Origin of the sequence: Emticicia sp. 17c (assembly GCF_037153985.1) — a bacterium.
Lineage (GTDB): Bacteria > Bacteroidota > Bacteroidia > Cytophagales > Spirosomataceae > Emticicia.
The window spans coordinates 394,587-417,044 of record NZ_JBBAYI010000003.1; the positions used below are offsets into that span (position 1 = coordinate 394,587).

At 39.9% G+C, this 22,458-nt stretch carries 16 protein-coding genes; 8 read left to right on the forward strand and 8 right to left on the reverse strand.

The window, feature by feature from the left end; all coding sequences use genetic code 11:
• Nucleotides 1-89: 89 nt before the first annotated feature.
• Nucleotides 90-2,420 carry a penicillin-binding protein 1A gene (locus WAA15_RS09445; protein ID WP_337042485.1) on the forward strand — a complete coding sequence of 777 codons (2,331 nt, stop codon included), beginning with the start codon at nucleotides 90-92 and terminating at the stop codon, nucleotides 2,418-2,420.
• Between the two features lie 5 nt (nucleotides 2,421-2,425).
• Here the strand turns inward: WAA15_RS09445 and WAA15_RS09450 are convergent, their stop codons facing one another.
• Nucleotides 2,426-2,626 carry a hypothetical protein gene (locus WAA15_RS09450; RefSeq protein ID WP_337042486.1) on the reverse strand — a complete coding sequence of 67 codons (201 nt, stop codon included), beginning with the start codon at nucleotides 2,624-2,626 and terminating at the stop codon, nucleotides 2,426-2,428.
• A 633-nt stretch (nucleotides 2,627-3,259) separates the two neighbouring features.
• Between WAA15_RS09450 and WAA15_RS09455 the strand changes: the two genes are divergently transcribed.
• Together WAA15_RS09455 and WAA15_RS09460 are read left to right on the forward strand one after the other, a co-directional pair.
• Nucleotides 3,260-6,310, forward strand: a complete 3,051-nt coding sequence (locus WAA15_RS09455) for a SusC/RagA family TonB-linked outer membrane protein (RefSeq protein WP_337042487.1) — start codon at nucleotides 3,260-3,262, stop codon at nucleotides 6,308-6,310.
• A gap of 13 nt (nucleotides 6,311-6,323) precedes the next feature.
• Entirely contained in the window at nucleotides 6,324-8,009 is a 1,686-nt protein-coding gene (locus WAA15_RS09460; RefSeq protein ID WP_337042488.1) for a RagB/SusD family nutrient uptake outer membrane protein, read from the forward strand.
• Between the two features lie 135 nt (nucleotides 8,010-8,144).
• Here the strand turns inward: WAA15_RS09460 and WAA15_RS09465 are convergent, their stop codons facing one another.
• Nucleotides 8,145-8,498, reverse strand: a complete 354-nt coding sequence (locus WAA15_RS09465) for a DoxX family protein (protein ID WP_337042489.1) — start codon at nucleotides 8,496-8,498, stop codon at nucleotides 8,145-8,147.
• Between the two features lie 286 nt (nucleotides 8,499-8,784).
• On the opposite strand from WAA15_RS09465, the gene WAA15_RS09470 reads away from it, so the two are divergent.
• A complete protein-coding gene (locus tag WAA15_RS09470) occupies nucleotides 8,785-9,153 on the forward strand; it encodes a winged helix-turn-helix transcriptional regulator (RefSeq protein ID WP_337042490.1) in 369 nt (122 codons plus the stop codon).
• On the opposite strand, the gene WAA15_RS09475 is transcribed toward WAA15_RS09470, so the two are convergent.
• Nucleotides 9,104-9,673 carry an adenylate kinase gene (locus tag WAA15_RS09475; RefSeq protein WP_337042491.1) on the reverse strand — a complete coding sequence of 190 codons (570 nt, stop codon included), beginning with the start codon at nucleotides 9,671-9,673 and terminating at the stop codon, nucleotides 9,104-9,106. The genes WAA15_RS09470 and WAA15_RS09475 overlap by 50 nt on opposite strands.
• Nucleotides 9,674-9,893: 220 nt before the next feature.
• On the opposite strand from WAA15_RS09475, the gene ffh reads away from it, so the two are divergent.
• Nucleotides 9,894-11,210 carry a signal recognition particle protein gene (gene ffh / locus WAA15_RS09480; protein WP_337042492.1) on the forward strand — a complete coding sequence of 439 codons (1,317 nt, stop codon included), beginning with the start codon at nucleotides 9,894-9,896 and terminating at the stop codon, nucleotides 11,208-11,210.
• Nucleotides 11,211-11,279: 69 nt separating this feature from the next.
• On the opposite strand, the gene WAA15_RS09485 is transcribed toward ffh, so the two are convergent.
• Nucleotides 11,280-12,557 carry a DUF937 domain-containing protein gene (locus tag WAA15_RS09485; protein ID WP_337042493.1) on the reverse strand — a complete coding sequence of 426 codons (1,278 nt, stop codon included), beginning with the start codon at nucleotides 12,555-12,557 and terminating at the stop codon, nucleotides 11,280-11,282.
• 122 nt (nucleotides 12,558-12,679) lie between these two features.
• Between WAA15_RS09485 and WAA15_RS09490 the strand changes: the two genes are divergently transcribed.
• On the forward strand, nucleotides 12,680-14,407 hold the full coding sequence (locus tag WAA15_RS09490) for an IlvD/Edd family dehydratase (RefSeq protein WP_337042494.1): 1,728 nt from the start codon (nucleotides 12,680-12,682) through the stop codon (nucleotides 14,405-14,407).
• A 57-nt stretch (nucleotides 14,408-14,464) separates the two neighbouring features.
• The gene (locus WAA15_RS09495) at nucleotides 14,465-15,184 is read left to right on the forward strand and encodes a hypothetical protein (protein ID WP_337042495.1); all 720 of its coding nucleotides are present in this window, start codon (nucleotides 14,465-14,467) and stop codon (nucleotides 15,182-15,184) included.
• Nucleotides 15,185-15,275: 91 nt separating this feature from the next.
• On the opposite strand, the gene lpdA is transcribed toward WAA15_RS09495, so the two are convergent.
• The 3 genes from lpdA to WAA15_RS09510 form a co-directional block, all read right to left on the reverse strand.
• On the reverse strand, nucleotides 15,276-16,676 hold the full coding sequence (gene lpdA / locus WAA15_RS09500) for a dihydrolipoyl dehydrogenase (RefSeq protein ID WP_337042496.1): 1,401 nt from the start codon (nucleotides 16,674-16,676) through the stop codon (nucleotides 15,276-15,278).
• Nucleotides 16,677-16,688: 12 nt separating this feature from the next.
• Nucleotides 16,689-18,401, reverse strand: a complete 1,713-nt coding sequence (locus WAA15_RS09505) for a hypothetical protein (RefSeq protein ID WP_337042497.1) — start codon at nucleotides 18,399-18,401, stop codon at nucleotides 16,689-16,691.
• Nucleotides 18,402-18,585: 184 nt separating this feature from the next.
• Nucleotides 18,586-19,749, reverse strand: a complete 1,164-nt coding sequence (locus WAA15_RS09510; protein ID WP_337042498.1) for a sigma-54-dependent transcriptional regulator — start codon at nucleotides 19,747-19,749, stop codon at nucleotides 18,586-18,588.
• A 204-nt stretch (nucleotides 19,750-19,953) separates the two neighbouring features.
• Between WAA15_RS09510 and crtD the strand changes: the two genes are divergently transcribed.
• Nucleotides 19,954-21,426, forward strand: coding sequence for a 1-hydroxycarotenoid 3,4-desaturase CrtD (gene crtD, locus WAA15_RS09515; RefSeq protein WP_337042499.1), 1,473 nt, complete (start codon nucleotides 19,954-19,956; stop codon nucleotides 21,424-21,426).
• Nucleotides 21,427-21,522: 96 nt separating this feature from the next.
• Here the strand turns inward: crtD and WAA15_RS09520 are convergent, their stop codons facing one another.
• Nucleotides 21,523-22,287, reverse strand: a complete 765-nt coding sequence (locus tag WAA15_RS09520; RefSeq protein WP_337042500.1) for an alpha/beta fold hydrolase — start codon at nucleotides 22,285-22,287, stop codon at nucleotides 21,523-21,525.
• Nucleotides 22,288-22,458 lie beyond the last annotated feature (171 nt).

The following is a 22,458-nucleotide window of genomic DNA, read 5'->3' on the forward strand; positions in this document are numbered from 1 at the left end:
AAAAATCTCTACTCAAAATCGGTTTAGCTTTTGCATCAGTTCGTAAAAATGCTTACGTTTGCTTTAATATAACCCGTTTCTCATCCAAAATGAAGTTTTCGTTTCCAGAATTAGCCGCAGGTAGATATAAGAAAATCATTTCAAACATTTGGAAATTTACAGCATACAGTACGCTTCTGGTAGTAGTGTATCTGTTAGCCGTAAGTTTTAATCTATTCTGGTTGTTTGGTAAAATGCCAAGCCCCGAAGAAATTGAAAATCCTAAAAGCGATGTAGCTTCGGAGATTATCTCTGCCGACGGAAAAGTAATTGGCAAGTTTCTTTACGAAAACCGTAGCCCCATTGATTTCAGCGAACTTTCTCCGAATATCATTAACGCGCTTGTAGCTACCGAAGATGTCCGTTTTACAGTTCACTCAGGAATTGATGCCCGCAGTACCTTGCGTGTAATAACTGGCCTTTTTTCGGGTCAGAGAAAAGGAGGTGGTAGTACCATTTCGCAGCAGTTAGCCAAGAATCTATTTAAAATGCGGGAATCTGACTATTATCAAGGCCCATTATATAATATACCGGGTATCAAGCAGATTATTATAAAAACCAAAGAATGGATAACAGCTATTAAACTGGAACGCAGGTATACCAAGCAGGAAATCATGGAAAAATACCTGAATACCATCGAGTTCAGTAGTGGTGCATTCGGTATAAGGTCTGCAACGAAAACCTATTTTAAAAAAGAACCAAGCGAAGTAACGTTGGAAGAAGCCGCCGTGTTGGTAGGCATGATTCAGAATCCCTCACGTTTTAATCCGAAATTTCATCCTGAAGCTGCCAAAAACCGTCGTAACATTGTTTTCGACCAGATGGTAAAATATGATAAGCTGTCGCCGGCTAGTGCAGAAGCACTAAAAAAAGCTCCGATTACCCTAAATTATCAGCCTGAAAGCCATAATACGGGTCTGGCCCCCTATTTCAGAGAGTTTCTGAAAGGGTGGCTGAAAGAACAAATTGTGAAGGAAGGATATGAACCCGACGATATTTATACAAAAGGGTTTAAAATATATACTACTATCGATTCCCGAATGCAATTCTATGCAGAAGAAGCATTGAAGGAGAACATGAAAGACCAGCAAAAGAAATTTAACGAACACTGGAAAGGTCGCAACCCGTGGGTACTGGAGTCTAAAGACCGTGAAGGTGTTTATAAAGAAATTCCGAATTTTATTGAAAATATTGCCAAAACTACGCCACGTTTCAAAGAATTGAAAGAAGCGTATGACGGAGACCTTGACAAGGTTTGGAAGGAAATGAACAAGCCGGGTAAAATGCGTGTATTTACGTGGAGCGGCGAAAGAGACACGGTGATGTCATCAATGGACTCAATCAGGTATTATAAACGTTTTCTGCATTCGAGTTTTCTTGCTATGGACCCCCGCAACGGGCAAATTAAAGCATGGGTAGGTGGTATTAATTACAAATACTTTAAATATGACCACGTAAAACAAGGCAAACGCCAACCGGGGTCTACGTTCAAACCATTTGTGTATGTGACAGCCATTGATAACGGTTTCTCGACTTGCGAACACGTTGTAGACCAACCTATTACTATTTCTGTTCCGGGTGGAAGCTGGACTCCTAAAAACTCAGACGGAGTGTATTCATATAAATCTCTGACGCTGCGTCAGGCTTTAGGGCAGTCGGTTAACACCGTGAGTGCCTTTCTGATTAATCAGTTCAAAGCAGGCAATGTAATTAACTATGCACACAAACTGGGTATCAGAAGTGAGCTCGACGAAGTGCCAGCACTATGCTTAGGTATCAGTAACGTTTCTTTGTATGAACTCATGGCAGGGTACTGCGTATTTGCCAATTCTGGTAAATATACCGAGCCTATTTTCGTAACACGTATTGAAGATAAAAACGGAGAGCTAATCAAGGAATATTATTCAGATAGCAAAGAGGTAATCAGTCAGGAAACAGCCTATAAGATGATTCACCTGATGCGTGGTGCTACCCTACCCGGCGGAACTGCCTTTGGTGGCCTATCAAGATATGGCGTTTTAGACGGCAACGAAATAGCCGCCAAAACGGGTACAACTTCAAATTATTCAGACGGCTGGTTTATGGGTATTACCCCTACGCTGGTGGCCGGTGGCTGGACCGGTGGCGACGACCCCACCATTCACTTCCGAAGTATTGCCTTAGGGCAAGGAGCAAGGGTATCGCTACCTACTTGGGGGCTGTTCTTCCAGAAAGTTTATGGCGATAAAACAATAGAATATAAGAAAGGGTCTTTTCTGAAACCATCTACGGTTTCTGTATCAGGAGACTGTGTATTTGCGGCCGGAGAAGGGTATCATATTGATTCACTCCAGAAATATACTCCTCCAACTGCAAAACCTGCCGATGACGACCAGTTGTAGATGCCTTACGCAGCCATAGGAGCCAAATCCAGTTCTTCTTCAGTGGTATCTTCTGTTGATTCCACCAGCATATAAACTGTTTTTGGTTCTTTTGGCACTTTACTGGCTACAAACTCATTCCAGTTTGAAATGACTACACTAATGCCGCAAAGCAAACTCAGAATGATATACGGCACCTGAACAAGTATAAAAAAGAAGTGTGACATAGTATTTTTAGTTTCATGGATTTATGTCATAATACTAAAAATCTATGCCACTTCAACTTCATAAAAATGGCTTCAAGCTATGTGGATTTATTTCCTCATACCAGAAACAAGCATTCTTCACCAAAGGAGTATTTATCTCATCTGCACTATTAACGAGCTTCCTATTACAAGAGTCTTAACAATTGCTTAATACCTGATTAACATTAAAAGAATACTATCAGGCTATTTTTGTGGCATGAAAATTAATAAAATCAGGGACTTACAAAGTCAGGTGCAGCGTATTTCATCAACTTACAGTGCTTATCTTCTAATTGTCAACTATTCAGGTTTTTGGCTCAATTTTTCAAAAAATTTAAAACGTTTGCAGAACGATTTAAAACGTTTGCATAAAGAAACTTAAAAATAATAATATTTTTTATTGTTATAATGCAACAAATTTGAGAAAATTTAAAATAACACCAGTAGTCTGACGATTCATAGACCAACCCGCCAAGTATTATTCGTATACCTAAGCAGGGATAATCTGACGGTTACTTCTATTGCCTTAATTTTATGCACTTATATTAAATAGAATAACTCACCCTTTGTAAATACCTTGTTAAAACATCAAATTGTTTAATAAATCATCTAATTATGAAACACCTTGCTACCTCTCCTCCACCATTAAGATTGATTCTGGGGGTATTTTTGTTTGCTGCTGTGTGTATGCCTCGAGTATATGGACAAAAAGCAGTGTTTGCGAGTGCGAAAAGCACAACGAGTGTCAGCCATGATGCAGGCAAAATAGTTGATATAACCGTAACAGGCCGTGTAACCGATGCCAGCACGAACGAGCCTCTGGTGGGTTGTAGTGTAATTTTGAAGGGTACTCAAAAAGGTACAAGCACCGATGCAAACGGTAATTATTCAATTACTGTACCCAACGAAAAATCTGTATTAGTGTTTGGCTTTATTGGCTACACTAAACAAGAAATAGCCGTTGGTAATAATGCTAAACTTGATGTATCTCTTAAATCAGAAGCCTCTGATTTAGCACAAGTAGTGGTAATTGGTTATGGTAGTGCTACTAAAAAAGATATGACGGGTGCCGTAAAATCTTTGAAAAGCTCTGAATTTAACAAAGGTATTATTAACTCTCCTGAACAGTTATTACAAGGTAAAGTAGCTGGTGTAAACGTTACATCTGCCAGTGGTGAGCCGGGTGCCTCACAAAACATTACTATTCGTGGGCCAGGGGGGCTTCGTACAGGTAGTACCCCATTGTTTATCCTAGATGGCATGGCACTTGATAACTCAAGTACAGGTGGTGCAACTAACCCTCTTACTTTCCTAAACCCACAGGATATTGAATCGATTGACGTATTGAAAGATGCCTCTGCTACTGCTATCTATGGTTCGCGTGGGGCCAATGGCGTGGTTCTAATCACTACCAAAAAAGGTAAAGCCGGTTTCTCGACCCTTACTTATTCTGGAAGTGTAGGTATCTCGAAAATCGCCAGAGCATTACCAGTATTTACAGCCGATGAGTTCAGAACTCAGGTTAAAGCTGTTGGTGGTGTACTGGAAGATTTAGGGGGTAATACTGACTGGCAAAAAGAAATTACTCAGACAGCCGTTACTCAAAACCATAACTTATCGTTTGGTGGTGGTGCTGATAAACTAACTTATTATGGTTCTTTCGGTATTCAGAATCAGGAAGGTATCCTGAAAAACAGTAATCTGAACCGTTACACAGGCCGTATTAACGTTTCACAAAAATTCCTCGACGACCGCCTGACAGTTGATGTAAACCTGAATGCTACTTATACAACAAACTCAAGACCTCCGACCGAAAGCATGATTGGTGGGGCTATTTCGGCCAACCCAACGTATCCGGCGTATGATAATAACGGCAAACCTCGTAATTATCCGAACTTTACCAACCCACTTATTACGCTACGCTTGCAAAAAGATGCTTCAACCATTAACCGTGTAATCGGAAACATCTCTCCTTCGTTCAAAATCACAAAAAATTTAGTATACAAACTAAACTTTGGTATCGATAACTCGGCAGGTGTACGTGATATTCAGTCGTTGGCAAATCTGGAACCACAACAAGATGGCAGACTTGAAACTTATAATACTTACAACAGAAATAAGTTGATAGAAAACTACCTTACTTATACCCTGAATACAGGGGCGCATAATATGACAGCCCTTGTTGGCCACTCATACCAGAAGATATTTGTTCAAGGCCGTAACACCAGTATCAATAAATTCCCGATTACTGACATCGAGCCTATCTATAACCCGGGCTTAGGGCAAGAGTTAACACTGGCCAACAATAAACCAGGCGGTTATGCACTTATAAATGAGTTGCAGTCGTTCTTTGGCCGTGTAAACTATCAATACAAAGACAAATATCTTGCTACCGCTACTGTACGTGCTGATGGTTCGTCTAAATTTGGTGCTAACAACAAATATGGGGTATTCCCGTCGTTCTCGTTAGGCTGGAGAATTTCAGAAGAAGAATTCATGAAATCGGCAGGCTTTACTGACCTGAAACTAAGAGCAGGTTGGGGACAAACCGGTAATCAGGAGATTCCTGCAAAAATTACTCAAGCCTTGTTTACCTCTCAGGTATCAGCATCAACAAGTTATCCGCTATATCCAACAGGTTCATTCCCTGCCGGAACATCATACACACGTTTGGCTAACCCAAATATTCAGTGGGAGGTATCAACACAAACAAACGTAGGGCTTGATTTTGGCTTGTTCCGTGGGGCTTTAACCGGAGCTATCGACTATTTCCATAAAGTATCAAATAACATTTTGTTAGAGGTAATTCCGGCTGACCCTGTGCAACCAGCAGGTACTTTCTGGACAAACGTTAAAGACATGACCATTACTAACAAAGGTCTTGAAATTGAATTGAACTACCGCTACACAGCCGGAAATGGCCTGAGATTCGATATTGGTGGAAACATGACCTTTATCAGCAACATTGTTAAGAAATCTCCTTATACGGTTATTCCGTCGGGTAGTGCTTCTGGTTCAGGTTTAACTTCTGCCACAATTAATGGTTATATAAGTGGGCAGCCTATTGGTACATTCTTCCTGAAAGAATTTACAGGATTTGACGATAAAGGCATAAGCACATACAGAGACATTAATGGCGATGGCGTAGTAGGCGACAACGACCGTATTGCTGCGGGTAGTGCCTTACCTACCAAACAATATAACATTAACGGAAATGTATCGTTCAAAGGCTTTGATTTAGCCGTTAACTTTAACGGAGTGTCAGGTAATAAAATTTATGATAATACTGCCAATGCTAACTTCTACAAATTAAGATTATCAAAAAGTTTGAATACTACTCCTGAAGCTATTGCTAACCCTAAAGAATCAATCAATAACTCGGCGCCAGTATCTACCAGATTCCTGAAAGATGGTGCATTTTTCAGATTGAATAACTTATCGTTAGGCTATAATGTAAACACTAAAGCAATCGGGCTTGGCAAATGGGTAAATGGCTTGAGATTGTCAGTAACTGGCCAGAACCTTTTTGTAATTACCAAATATGATGGTTATGACCCTGAAGTAAATATCGACAGAACTATCGGTGGTATTACTTCTTACGGTATCGATTATTTAAGTTATCCTAAGGCCCGTTCAGTAGTATTTGGCTTGAACGTTACATTATAAAAATTTAGAACTCATGAAAAAGAAAATATATACAACACTTGCACTTGCTGGTTTGATGGTTTTGAATAGTTGTACAGACCTGAACGAAGTTATTCTTGATGAGACGTTCGGCTCAAACCTAACCGATAAACAAGCAGTAGAGGGAATGATAGCGCCGGTTTATGCCCGCCTTCCCGACATCTTTTTACATACAAACTATTTTGCCTTACAGGAGATTTCGACTGACGAAGCTATCCTACCATACAGAGGTGGTACCGACTGGGGTGATAACGGGATTTACCTTGCCATGCACGCTCATACGCATGGTGCCAACGACCCTAATATCCGTAATACATGGAATCTGATTCTACAAGGTATGTCAAGAGCTATCACGGCTATTAATACCTTACCAACTATGAACGACCCATCGGCTAAAACCTTTTTAGCTGAGGCCAGAGGTATGAGAGCTTATTACTCAATGCTTACGCTGGATTTGTTCGGGTTGGTTTTCGTTAAAAATGATGTAGGCGAAACCTCAAAAATAATCAGAGGCCAAGAAGCCTTCGATTATATTAAAAATGAATTGCTGGCAGTTGAACCAAACCTTGAAACAAACGTAGGCCCTGGCCGCTTAACTAAAGGCGGCGTATGGTCTTTACTAGCTCGTTTGTATCTGAATGCGGCTGTATACCGTGACAGATACGCGACCCAGTTCACCTTCAAACCTGAAGATATGGACAAAGTGATTGAATATTGCGATAAAATCATCACCTCGGGTCAGTATCAGTTATCTAAAGATTATTTCTCAATCTTTAATGATGATAATCATGACAACAAAGAATTGATTTTTGCTGTTGACCAGAGAGCAGAGTTAAATGGTCATAACCGTATGGCTTATTTCTCTATTTCAGGCGACCAGTTCCCTTTGTACAATTTCCCTGCGGCCAATGGTACTGATGGCCCGGCAATTACGTCTGATTATTACCGTACATGGGCAAATGCCTATGCGCCTCAAGACCCTAAGGTTGACCCGCGTTTCTACAAACAAAACATATCAATTTACACCAATCCTGCCGACTCTTGTGTGGCTGGCCCTGACTTCAATATTGACCGCGGTATTTTACGTGGCCAACAATATGGCTTAATCAGAAAAAATGGTGTATTTGTGAAATGTTCTAACGGTAATTATAAAGTTGGTAAACTAGTGTACGATACCCGTAACAAACCAACCTTAAATGTTGATTTTACTGAGAAAGTTGACTTTACAGTAGAAGGAAGTAACTACAACACTGGTTACCGTGTTGAAAAATACCAATTCAGCAAGAAATCATCAAGTGGTAGAAACTTCGGCGATGCAGATATTATTATTACGCGTCTGGCAGATATTTATTTAATGCGTGCAGAAGCAAAATTGCGTAAAAGTAACGATGCTGCCAGCGCATTGGCTGATGTGAACACCGTAAGAGCAGCCAGAACTGCCACTACACCTCCGCCGCCTTTAACAAACATGACCTTAGACTTACTTTTCCGTGAGCGTGGTTTTGAATTCTATTGGGAGATGGTACGCCGCCCTGATATGATTCGTTTTGGTAAATATGAAGGAACCTGGACAGAAAAAACCAACAACGATGTGAAGAAAAGAATCTTCCCGATTCCGCAAACAGCTATCGATGGTGCGTCTAATATCCCGGGTTATTTAAAACAAAACGAAGGATATTAATCACTTACTTACCTATTCTTTACAGTGGGTTTACCCACACCCTACCCCTCTCTGCTATTCTGGCGAGAGGGGTTATTTTTTATAGCCCATTACCTCAGGGTCACAGGTCGGTAGCTTAGCGGTGTGGGCAAAATATTATTCTGCAATAAAATTTGTTTTATCTTTCAGGTAAAAACCTATCCAAGTAAGGGCTATTAAAGCAAAAGCAACAGGATTGGCTCCTCCGGCTACTTCAACAGCAGCGGCTCCTCCCAGATACGATAAAATCAGGTAGAAACCAATTTTATAAGTTTTAGGAATCCAGAAGAGCGCTACAAAAACTAGTTCAGCAATACCAAAGATTTTAATGTAAGGGCCATAACCTGCTTTGGTAAGCCCTGTTACTACTTGTTCGCCACCTGTAAGTTTCATTATACCACTCATTACTAACATCAATGAAGGTAGAGCCATAAAAATAATGGCAAGGATTTTTTGTGTTTTGCTAGACATGATTTTTTAAGTTTTAAGTATTTAGATATGAATGTCTATGCTAATACACGAATCAGAAAAAATAAGTTTATGTTTGGAAGTAAATTTCTTTTAGAAAGTAGTTTCCTTTAAGAAACTATATAAACTAATTAATATTTACAAATAATTTGTTATGTAAACAAAGCAGATATATATCTCATAATGTACATTGATTGAACTTTGTGAGTATCTTTGTTAACGTTTCTATCGAACAACGATACTGAGACGCACTGGTTTTGCCAGTTGGATTCGCGTTATTTTAATGATTATGACCAAAAAAATTGCTGAAACAATAGATGACCACAACCACGCTCAATGCAGCCAGTACATGGTGGCCGTACAAGATGCGATGGATATTCTGAGTGGTAAATGGAAGATTATGATTATAGGTTCGTTGAGCTTCGGGAAAAAACGCTTCATGGAACTGATTCGGGATGTGAACGGCATAGGAGCCAAAATGCTTTCAAAAGAATTGAAAGACCTCGAAGATAATGATTTGGTGAAACGCACCGTTTATGACACCAAGCCTGTTACTGTCGAATACGAACTAACTGAATATGGGCATACCTTAAAAGAGGTAATTGGCTCTATTGCTCAATGGGGGGCTGAACATAGAAAACGGATTTTTGGGAAGTAACTCTCTCAAGAATCTGTTTTACTCTTTCTTCTACTGTATAATCTCCTCTGATTTCCAAAACCGGACAAGTTTGCTCAGATAACCATTTTTCATGCGCAGCTAATGTTCTGCCCTGCGTGGTATTATCATCATAACCTTTTGCCCAATTCAGGAAATTTATATACTGCTCATTTCTGTCAGGGTCGGTAAAAATAATATCTCCGTAACGCTCCAGCTCCCGTTTTTTTAGCCGTTCCATCCTAATTTCATGCGGAATATAAAGAAATACAATCAGGTCGAAATTAATATCCAAATCCCATTTTAATAAGGAGCCACCTATTATGCAGTTATCGTATTTATTAGCATCAATACCTATCATTTTATTTCTCAATGCCGGATTCCGCCTCGTAGTAAAAGGTGGTTCGGTCTTTTCCCAGAAATAATCATCACTATCCAGATAAATAATACCTAACTGTTTTGCCAGAGCCATACCCAGAGTTGTCACTCCGCTACAAGATGCCCCCATGATATGCAGTTTCATACGCTTGTTGTTGTTCTATAAAGCTGTTTTTTCGACAGGCAAATATATACAATCTATGCTGCAAAAAATTATATAACCTAGTAAAGTACTTATGAAACAAAAACCTTCACAAAAACTATTACGCTTTTATTGCTAAAATCTTAACTTTGCAAATTATTACGCATTCTATTCCTTTAGCATCTGATGTTTCGCAAAGGAATACTTATTAACAATCCGAAAGATGTTTGAAAATTTAAGTGATAAACTCAATAAAGCTGTCAAAACCTTAAAAGGGCAAGGCAGGATTTCTGATATTAACATTGCTTCGACCGTTAAAGAAGTTCGCCGAGCTTTAATGGATGCCGACGTAAACTACAAAGTTGCCAAAGACGTAACCGACCGCGTAAGAGAAAAGGCCATTGACCGCAAAGTGATGATTGCCGTTGAGCCAGGTCAGTTATTTGTCAAAATTATTCAGGAAGAACTCTCGGAGCTTATGGGCGGTCAGGCTCAGAGCGTAAATCTGAAGGGTTCTCCGGCAATTGTACTTATTGCAGGGTTGCAAGGTTCTGGTAAAACCACTTTTTCAGGTAAATTTGCTAATTACCTAAAAAAACAAGGACGCCAGATATTACTGGTAGCCTGTGATATTTATCGCCCTGCAGCGATAACCCAATTACAAGTATTAGGCGAACAAATAGGCGTTGAAGTATATGCCGAGCCTGAAAGTAAAAATGCCGTTGATATTGCTAAAAATGCCTTGGCTTATGCCAAAACCAAAGGCAAAAATATAGTAATTATAGATACCGCCGGTCGTTTGGCTGTTGATGAGGCCATGATGCAGGAGGTTGAAAACATCAAGAAAGCCGTTAATCCTAGCGAAATCCTGTTTGTGGTTGACTCCATGACGGGGCAAGATGCCGTAAATACTGCCAAAACCTTTAACGAGCGTCTGGACTTTGATGGCGTTGTATTAACCAAACTTGATGGCGATGCCCGTGGTGGTGCCGCACTTTCTATTAAAACCATTGTTAATAAACCAATCAAGTTTATTTCGACCGGTGAGAAAATGGAAGCATTAGACGTGTTCTACCCCGACCGTATGGCTAGCCGTATTTTGGGTATGGGTGACGTTATCTCATTGGTAGAACGTGCGCAACAAGCCTTCGATGAAGATGAAGCGAAGCGTCTGAACAAAAAAATGCGTGAGAACAAGTTTGACTTAAACGACTTCCTGACGCAATTGGAGCAGATTAAAAAAATGGGTAATATCAAAGACCTAATGGGGATGATTCCGGGGGTAGGCTCGCAAATTAAAGACCTAGATATCAGCAACGATTCTTTCAAACCAATTGAAGCCATTATTCGCTCAATGACACCTAAAGAGCGTGAAAAACCCGATATTATTGATGGTAGCCGTAAGAAAAGAATTGCAGCAGGTAGCGGCACTCAGATTTTACAAGTGAACAACTTACTTAAACAGTTCGACCAGATGCGCTCAATGATGAAAAAAGTAAATCAGATGCAAACGGGCGGTAAAATGAAAGCATTCAAATAATAAGTAAATACCATAAAAAAACACCTTGCAAGCAAGGTGTTTTTTTTATCTAAGAATGTGATTTCAATTTTATTTTGATACAATTTTCAAGTCGGCTTTATCTCCACTACCCTGAATACCAATTGCATCAATGCGTGTATCGGTTATACCTGCCACTAACAGTCTCTTCTTAATAGCAAAGGCTCTCTTGGTTGCCATCGATTTATTATCAACACCCACGGCGTCGGTCGAATGGCCTTGAATCCTTACCTGCATTTTAGGATATTTCTTTAATAGTTCGGCCAGTTCAGTAATAGAAGCCTCCGATTTATTATCTAAAGCCTGTGAACCTTTCAGGAAACTTACTCCCGTCATCGGGAATACTTGTCCGGCAGGTTTTGTGTTATCAGACAAATAAGGCTCTAAAGCCTGTGTCAATGCTCCACTAGTAGTAGCTGGTGCTATATTGCTAGCCGCGGCATTGGTAGTGTCTTTAACAGCGGCCGAGTCAGTAGGCGTATTGGTCGAATCGCTGGTATTCAATGAGTCAGCAACAAGCGTAGTTTCGTCTATTTCAGTTTCCGAAACCTGAGAGGGCTGGTAGTAATTCTGATACCAGTAATAACCACCTGCTGCTAGGGCTAAAACAACCAGTACAATCAGTAACCATTTAACAGGAAAAGCCGAGCTTTCGCTTGATTCTTCCTCTTCTTCGGTTTCGGCTACTGGCTGAGACGGCGTATTAGGTGCTGGCTTAGGCTTAACCGAAGCTGGCTTGGGTGCTATGATTCTTTTTGATGAGGTAAATTTCGGAGAAAGTAACTCCTGCAAACCTAACTGTGGAATCATTTTTTCCAACAATTCTTCAGGAACACGTTTAAACAATGGCTCATGATGCTCGGCCAGAAAAGTAGTCAGCGCATCTACATCCATTTTGTTGTTGTTCACTTCTCTGCTTACAGCATCAATCAGAATAGGCGTTGCCAAACTCGAATACATCGTTGACGAGTTCTTTTTGATGCCTGCATAAGTACCTATCATACTAATCAACGGACTTTTATAAGCCGGAAATATCTGGCTTACCAGTGCATCGCCACTTTTAAGTATAGCATCGAGCTTATCTTTCTTGTTGAGATAAGACATTACGTCACCAATAAGTTCACCGCCCTGATTCCCCTTTTGAATTTGATTGTAGAGCATATTCACGCTCATGGTACTTCCCGTCCTACGCACCAGTCCAGCCACTAACGTGCAAATAATTCCATCCAGTGCTTTTTTAGTTTTCGAGGGCTCTTCGTCAGTCAACTTGGCAATTTTTGATACAACTTCGTCAGTCAATGCCTCGTTCAACGTATCAAATAAGTTCATGGTATTTTATAATTTTAAATCTTTCACAATTATTTACAACAAATATTCTTAATTTGGTTGCAAAACAACACAAAAATAAGGATTATTGATAAATTTTTTTGCCTTTTTCTCTAACTTAAATTATGACATCCAAAAATAACAGTAAATTACGTAGCCAAGACTGGTTCGGCAAAGACGGAAAAGATGGTTTTATATATAGAAGCTGGATAAAAAACCAGGGTTATCCGGCACATCAATTTAAAGGCAAACCCGTAATAGGTATTTGTAATACATGGTCAGAAGCTACCCCTTGTAACGGACATTTCAGAGAATTAGCTCAGGTTGTTAAAAATGGTGTATATGAAGCGGGTGGGTTTCCGCTTGAGTTTCCGGTTATGTCACTAGGCGAAACAATTATCCGCCCAACGGCTATGCTTTACAGAAATCTGGCCGCCATGACAGTCGAAGAAAGCATCAGGGGGAACCCTTTCGATGCCGTAGTTTTATTAACAGGATGCGATAAAACTACACCCTCGTTGGTAATGGGAGCCGCCAGTGTTGATATTCCTACTATTGTGGTACCCGGCGGCCCTATGCTTAGCGGACGCTTTCAGGGCCGTGCGATTGGGTCGGGTACAGATGTGTGGCGATTTGCCGATGACCTGAAAACAGGCAAAATGACAGCCGAAGAATTTGAAGAAGCAGAAGCCTGTATGAGTAGAAGTATTGGCCATTGTTCAACAATGGGTACGGCATCTACCATGGCCGTAATGGTTGAGGCACTAGGGCTTACGCTTCCGGGAGCATCAGCTATTCCGGCAGCCGACTCAAGAAAAAAAGTTCTAGCACACATGTCAGGAATGCGAATTGTAGAAATGGTAAAAGAAGAACTGACGTTATCGAAACTTTTAACCCGAGAGGCTTTCGAAAATGCTATTATGATGAACGCCGCCGTTGGGGGGTCAACTAATCTGGTATTGCATTTACTAGCCATTGCCGGCCGTATTGGTGTAGATATAAAACTGGAAGATTTCGACAGAATTGGTAGTAAAATGCCATTCTTGCTTAATCTGATGCCTTCGGGTAAGTATCTGATGGAAGATTTTTATTATGCGGGTGGGCTTCCGGCAGTAATTAAAGAGATGTCGGGCTTTTTACACCCTAATGCCATTACAGCTAATGGCAAAAGCCTGATAGAAAACTCGAAAGGAGCCAAAATCTGGAACGAAGAAGTTATTAGCCGAATTGATAGCCCGTTGTTAAAAGAAGGTGGTATTGCAGTAGTGAAAGGGAATCTGTGCGAAAATGGAGCTGTTATTAAACCCTCGGCGGCTTCGCCTCACCTGATGCAACACACAGGCAAAGCCGTAGTTTTTGAGACCATTGAAGACTACCACGCCCGCATTGATGACCCCGATTTGGAAATTGATGAAACCTGTGTAATGGTACTAAAAAATGTAGGCCCTAAAGGATACCCGGGAATGCCCGAAGTAGGAAATATGCAGTTGCCTAAGAAAATTCTTGAAAAAGGGATTACCGATATGGTGCGTATTTCAGATGCACGTATGAGCGGAACAGCCTATGGCACTGTATTTCTGCACGCCTCGCCTGAGTCGGCTGTGGGTGGAACATTGGGCCTGGTACAGAACGGCGACCTGATAGAAGTAGATGTGCCTAATCGAAAAATATGGCTGCATGTGTCGGACGAAGAATTAGCTGAAAGACGTAAAAACTGGCAACCTCTTGACTTAGGCTATAATCGGGGTTATGTACAGTTATACATCAACACGGTTAATCAGGCCGATAAAGGAGCTGACCTCGATTTTCTGATGGGTACATCAGGGCATGAGGTAAAGAGAGAGTCACATTAGTCAAACTCATCAAGCATGAGCCTATATGTAGGTATAGGCTCAAATCTAAAATTTAAGATGAATATAAGATACCTACTACTTACTGCTTTTTTATTAATATCAGAATTCTTTTTTATTGGGTTACCTCCGCAGCAAAGCGAATTCTGGATAGCCTTTATAAGAATTATTGCTGCTCTTGTGCTTTCTTTGTGGTATTATCAGCACCGGAAACCCTTATCTACCAATATTGATAAGCTCTTTATTACAACGCTTATTTTACCCGTGCTTATATCAGTGGGTGTCATGATTTCTCCCGCACTTATCAAAAATATTAATTTAATTATTCATGCTTTTATTTTGTGTTTATGGGCATGTATTTTTAAGTTGATGGGGGCAAAAATAAAGTTTCAGGGCGCATTCTATAAATTCATAAGGATAATTCCGGTCTATGCCCTGTTTCCTATTCTTTTTTATATTATTACTTTGCATCCGGCTCTTCCTGTTTCGCAGAAGATAATGTTGCTTTGCTACACACTACTTTATATCTATACAGCCACTTTATCGTCTTTTTTACCTATAAAAGATGTCGAAAGGTTCTGGATAAGCTGGAGCGTAGTATTAATGGCCTTTGCCAATCTGCTCGTGTTTTACAGCTTTTTTGTTGAGCCACTTCCATGGCTAGGTTTTATACCACGGTTAATCGTAATCATAGCCAGATGTATCCTGATTATTGGTATGGTTGATTATTTTTCATCCAGACAATCGTCTTCCACCCAGCCGCTCACTTCTTCTGATTAATTCACAAGGCTTTAATTATCAAAAATAAATAAGCCCGCTTAGTACAAAACTATTCGGGCCTATATATGCTGTTTCTATCGGGAAACACTTACTATGAATGAATAGCTCTGTTATCGGTAGCTGCCAACGCAGCTTCTTTAACGGCCTCCATATAAGTTGGGTGCGCGTGCGAAATCCGTGCGATGTCCTCGGCACTAGCCCTGAACTCCATAGCAGTAACGGCCTCAGCAATCATATCGGCGGCTCTTGCACCTATAATATGCACCCCTAGTACTTCATCGGTATCTTTGTTAGCCAGAATTTTCACTAGCCCGTCGGTATCGCCGCTGGCAGTAGCACGGCCTAAAGCCTTAAACGGAAACTGACCTGTTTTATAGTTAACACCTTTTGCTTTTAGTTCTTCTTCTGTTTGCCCCACAGATGCCACCTCTGGCCAAGTATAAACTACACCGGGTATGAGGTTATAATGAATATGCGGTTTTTGTCCGTTCATGATTTCAGCAACCAATACCCCCTCTTCTTCTGCCTTGTGGGCCAACATAGCACCTCTGACTACGTCGCCAATGGCATAAATACCTTTTACGTTGGTTTCGAGCGTATGCTCATCAACTACTATTTTGCCTCTGTCGGTAGTAACCCCCACTGCTTCCAGATTTAGGCCGTCGGTATACGCCCGTCGGCCAATACATACCAGACAGTAATCTCCTTTTATTTCCACAGGTTTGCCGTCGGCTCCGTCAGCCGATACCAGTACCTCTTCACCAAGATTCTCGATTTTTGTTACTTTAGTATTGAAGTAAAAGTCAGCTCCAAGTTTTTTTACTGATTTCTGCAATTCTTTACCCATGGTTTTATCCATTGTCGGAATCATCGAATCTGCGAACTCAACAAATGTTACTTTAGCCCCTAAACGCGCATAAACCGAGCCTAGTTCGGCTCCGATTACCCCCGCGCCTATCACTATCAGGTGTTTAGGGATTTCAGTCAATGCAAGTGCTTCGGTGCTTGTAATAATTCTTTTCCTGTCGTAGTTCATGAAAGGCAGAATAGTAGGTTTTGAACCCGTAGCAATAATTACTTTACCCGTACTTATTTGCTCTTCCGAACCATCAGTTTTTTTAATATTAATGGTGTTTTTATCAACAAACGAACCAAAACCGTTATAAACTGTGATTTTGTTTTTCTTCATCAGGAAATTAATTCCATTATTCATTTTTTCAACCACGCCTCTTTTACGTGCCATCATCTGCTCCAGATTTACCTTTGGTGCAGCTATTTCAATTCCATGCTCAGCAAAATGATGCGCAGCATTATAAAAATGCTCCGATGAGTCGAGCAACGCCTTAGACGGAATACAGCCCACATTTAAACAGGTTCCTCCTAAAACATTGTATTTTTCAATAATGGCGGTTTTCATACCAAGTTGAGCAGCTCTGATAGCTGCTACGTATCCTCCGGGGCCGGAGCCTATCACTGTAACGTCGTATTGCATTAGATTGAGTATTTATTCTTTGTTGACATTATTATCTGATTCAAAATTATTTACGCTGATGGTCTGGTCTGATATTCGCCAGATAGCCTGCTTTTGTGCATCTATAAATACCATTCCAACACGATAATTGCCCGAAGGAATAGCGTTTCCGAAATAGTTGTAGTTTACACTAAATTCGGCTTTATCGTAGAACAAACTTTTATATTTAATTATTCCCCTGATACCATTAAATGTTGGTACTATTCCAAAAAAATATATGCGTTTGGTTGAGTCATTTATAATAAACCCGAAGCGTTCTTTGTAACCACGGCTGTCAGCATCCAGCGTAACAGGGTCATATTGTATTATTTTGGCAAAACGTTCTGGAAAATCTTCTATCCTGAAATTTGTTTTAAGGCACTTACTTTCATCAAATTTTTGATTTAATAAAGGAGACTGCGGCAGTTGATACCAGCCTTTGCTGATAAACTGAGCGGTTTGCTGGTTATGTCTTTCATAAAAATGGATTCCTTCTTGTGCTGTCAGGAACGACCAGTATTTATTTTTATGATAATTAGCCACATCTGCATCGAATGTTGACTTAAGGTACTGGTAGCTTGGCAGATTTTTTTCAGCCGACTTGTACCATATTCCGGCCCCGTAAATAATAAATACACCCAAAAAAGCCTGTTGAAGCCACTGTTTTTTATTAGCAGCTAGCAAAAAAGCATAGATACTTACCACGAAAAGAATAGAATAGTTTTTATACCAGTCAGGAATATCGACTTTATGTATAGCTCTGACGATGGCCGTCATTAAGGCTGTACAGCCCAGAAACATAAATATACCTAAACAGAATAATATTACTTTATCGTTGATAGGCCTGTACTTGTTTTGGATGAATTTCAGAAAGAAATAAAGAAAATACACTACTATGGCAAGTATTGCCAAGGCACTCAAAACTACTGAAACAGTATTGATATTAGTAAAAAAAGCAGCTCCTAAAAATCTGAAAACATATAAAAAAGTATTAGCATTGAAAGTTGCTTCACCCGATTTCATGTGAAAGCCACTAAAATAAACAGCCATACTTGCAGCATAGATAACAGCAGTATAAATTGCCTGACGAGTACGCCCTTGTAGAAACAATAAAAAAGTGGCTATTAACAGTACTACAATGCCATTGCCATTCGAAAAAGTAGCCAGAAAACCAACTATCCAAACCAGATAGATATTTTTTGGAGCAGCAAAACAAGTAAAATAGAGTGTAAGCGTAGCCAGAAATATAATACTCATGTTAGGCACCCCGTAACTTACAATACTATTAAACATAAACTGATACGGCAAAAGCAAAAACGGTACAGGCAGAAAATATACCAAAGAAATGGCCATACGCCTAAAAACCAGCCAATAAGTAATTAAAACACCAAAAATACTAAGGTTACCTGCCAAAATCAGGTGTTTTATATTGAGGGTTCCTTCCAGATAGAAAAGGCTTAACAGTACGCTTCTGAAATAAATAAGCCGATGTTGATTATGCTGCATAAACAGCATTTTTACTTTCTCAAAAAATGTATTTTTCTGAAGGTAAAGTTCCAGATAATCAAATCCCCAGAAAAAATCATCATAGAATGGCACATCAGACGAAAAACGCAAAACAACGTAGCAATAAAACAAGACAGGAATTAACCCAAGCAATAAAAGTAGTTTCTGATACTTACTAAGAAAAGAAAAAAGTTTAGACATAAAAGGTCAATAATTAATTCTGAGGCTTGGGTATTTAAAAACCGCAGCAATATTAGCGGTTTTAGAAGCGTTTTCAAAAAAATCTGTTTCTTACCTTGATGTACTACAAGTAAAATCCAGCAGGTGAAATCTGTTATAAAGACCTCATCTGCTGGATTCTGTAATATGAAATATAGTAAAAGTATTAGTATCCTATACCGGCATATAATTTTACGTCATCTAATGTAATGTTTGCGCCGCACATAATTACGAGGCGTTCAACTACGTTGCGTAACTCACGCACGTTACCTGTCCATGGCAAGCTCTTCATATATTCCATTGCTTCGGGTTCAAACTCTTTTACAGCGTCGCCGTATTCGTCGGCTACATCGTGCAGGAATTTATCGGCCAAAAGCGGAATATCGCCCTTACGGTCAACCAGTGCAGGCACATGAATAGGAATTACGTTCAGGCGGTGGTATAAGTCTTCGCGGAAGTTTCCTTCAGCAATTTCTTTTTTCAGGTCTTTGTTGGTAGCGGCAATTACACGTACGTTTACTTTTATTTCTTTGTCGCCACCGACACGTGTAATTTTACTTTCCTGCAAGGCTCTTAGCACTTTAGCTTGTGCCGAAAGGCTCATATCGCCAATTTCATCCAGAAAAAGTGTACCTCCATCGGCTTGTTCAAACTTACCGATTCGTTGCTTAATAGCCGAAGTAAAGGCTCCTTTTTCATGACCAAATAGCTCACTCTCAATCAGTTCAGACGGTATAGCCGCACAGTTTACTTCTATCAGGGGTTGGTTGCAGCGGTTACTTTTTTCATGAATCTGTTTGGCAACCATTTCTTTACCCGAACCATTGGGGCCGGTAATTAGCACACGCGCTTCAGTAGGGGCTACACGGTCAATGGTATCTTTTACTTTCTTTATAGGCTCCGACTCTCCGACAATTTCGTTGATTTTGTAAATTCTCCGCTTGAGCGTTTTAATTACCTCTACATCTTTGCTTTTCTCAATGGCGTTTCGTACAGTTACCAACAGGCGATTCAAATCTGGTGGTTTAGTGATAAAGTCAAAGGCACCACGTTTGGTTGCTTCTACGGCATTTTCAACGTTTCCGAAGGCAGAAATCATTACAAATTGTGTTAAAACCCCTTCTTCTTTTGCTTTCAGTAACATTTCAAGGCCATCAAGTTTAGGCATCTTTATATCACATAAAGCTACATCATAAGGTGTTTTTAATACCATTTCTAATCCTTCCTCACCGTCCTTTGCTTCATCTACTTCATACTCTTCATATTCCAAGATGTCTCTTAATGCATCCCGAATACTCTTTTCATCATCAACTATTAATAATCTAGCCATTATGGGTTTATTAAGGAGAGTAGTTTAACTTATACCGCCACTATAATTTTTTTATGACGCAAAATAATGAAAAAATAACAAAAATATTTAGAAAATTCTTTTAAAAAATAGATTTTCGCCCGCTTTGACTTTATTTTTCTGATAAGCTAACAATTAAGATTGCTCGTTGGTTTATTAATAAAAAGTTTTTAATCTAAACAGTTTATGACAGTTGGTATTATTGGGGCAGGTATCGGAGGCATTGCCACTGCTATCCGTTTAAAAAATAAGGGGTATGATGTAGATGTTTTTGAGGCAAATGCATACGCCGGAGGGAAATTAAGTAGTTTTGAACAGGCCGGGTATCGTTTTGATGCGGGGCCTTCTTTATTTACCATGCCACATTTGGTTGAAGAACTTTTTACAATGTCGGGTAAAAAGGTAATTGATTACTTTGAGTACTTTCGCTTGCCCGAAGTGTGTCGTTATTTCTGGGAAGATAATACCCGCCTGACGGTACCAGCCGATACGCGTCTTTTTGCTCAGGAAGCCGAAAAACAATTGGGTGAACCCGCCGAGAAAATTATCAGGATATTACAAGATAGTGCCTTTAAATATGAAATATTGAGCGGGCTTTTTCTGGAAGACTCCCTACATAAGTTTTCTACTTGGGTCTCAAAAAAAGCCTTGAGGGGCTATATAAACCTGCCTAAACTAGGTATTTTTGATACCATGAACGCCGCTAACGAACGTTTCTTTTCGACCGCCAAAGCTGTGCAGTTGTTTAACCGTTATGCTACTTACAATGGTTCGGACCCTTATCAAACACCTGCCACGATGAATATTATTCCGCATTTAGAATATAACGTAGGGGCTTTCTTTCCGAAAAACGGAATGTATGGCATTACACAGAGTCTCGTAAAACTTGCCGAAGATTTAGGCGTAAAGTTCCACTTTAACACAAGGGTAAAAGAAATATGCGTAGCAGATAAAAAAATAAAAGGCATCAGGCTTGAAAACGCCGAGAAAGATTTTTTACCGTTTGACGTTGTTGTAAGTAACATGGATATTAGCCCCACTTACCGAAAACTTTTACCTACCGAAAAACACCCTGAAAAACTTCTGCGGCAACCCAAAAGTGGCTCTGGCCTGATTTTTTACTGGGGTATTGGTAAAGAATTTCCCGAACTAGGCTTACATAATATTTTCTTTTCGGATAATTATAAAGTGGAATTTGAACATCAGTTCCAGAAAAAAAACATTTATCATGACCCGACTATTTACTTGAATATTACATCAAAATATAAAAAAGATGACGCTCCGGCGGGCTGCGAGAACTGGTTTATTCTACTCAACGCCCCTGCCAATGAAGGACAAGACTGGGATACCATTATTAATGAGGCGCGTCAGAATGTTATTCAGAAATTAAGCCGGAATCTGCAAACAGATATTGCGGCCCTGATTGAAACAGAGGCTATTCTTGACCCCAGAAGCATAGAATTAAAAACTTCTTCGGCGCAAGGCGCGCTTTATGGCAATAGCTCAAATAATAAGTTTGCTGCATTTTTACGACACGCCAATTTTTCGTCTCGTATTAAGAATTTATATTTTGTTGGCGGCAGTGTGCATCCGGGTGGTGGTATACCTCTGGCACTATCGTCGGCCAGAATTGTGGGCGAAATGCTCGCAGAAGCCTAATCTGTGTAAGATAGTCATGTAAAACGTCAATCATTAATAGAATCATCTATCGACATTCTATTTAATAATTGACGTTTTCAGAAGAATCCGAGTATTTTATGCCATAAACTTAATTACAGCCTCTACAAACTCGTTAGGTTTATCGGCTTGCAGCCAGTGCCCTGCTCCTTCGATAGTTTCAACAGTAGCATTCGGAAATATTTTCTTTATAGCTGGTATGTCTTCATCATAAATATAACCCGACTCACCACCTCTCAGAAACAATACAGGTTCCGATATTTCGTGCGTATCGGTAAAGTCGCCACCAATCTGGTAAATTTCACGGCTCAAAACAGGTAGGTTAATACGCCAATCGAATTTACCCAAGTCGTTCCGATATAGGTTTTTTAATAAAAACTGCCTCTCTCCTACGCTGGTTACGTATCTGTCTAGCTGTAACTCTGCTTCTTTACGGTTAGTGAGGGTATCTAAATCAATAGAATTAAGCCCCTGAATAATATGCCCATGGTGCGACGGATAATATTTAGGTGCGATGTCAACAATTATTAGTTTACTGAATTTACCTTCATGTTTCATGGCAAAGTGCATCACAGTTTTGCCACCCATCGAATGGCCGATAATTACAGGTTTATCCAACTGATTATCATCGATAAATTCGTTCAGGTCTTCGGCCATGAGTTCATAGCTAAATTCCTCACTACGTGGCGATTGCCCATGATTTCGGGCATCAAGTGCATATACAGCAAATCCTTTTTCTGCTATCATTTTACTAATGGTAAACCAGTTATCTGATGAGCCAAAAACTCCATGCAGAATAATAACGGGCTTGCCCTCACCTGTCTTTCTAAAAAAAAGTTTCATTTAATTAATGTAAACGTTAAACCATTCTACAACAAAGATAGAATATGATTACACGTAATTGCAAACTTGATACCGATTTAGCTACCAAAGGCATTAGTTCGAAAAATAATCACCTTATTATCAGATATTTACAAAAAAATTAAAAAAAAATTACGCTAAATTTTATTTAGA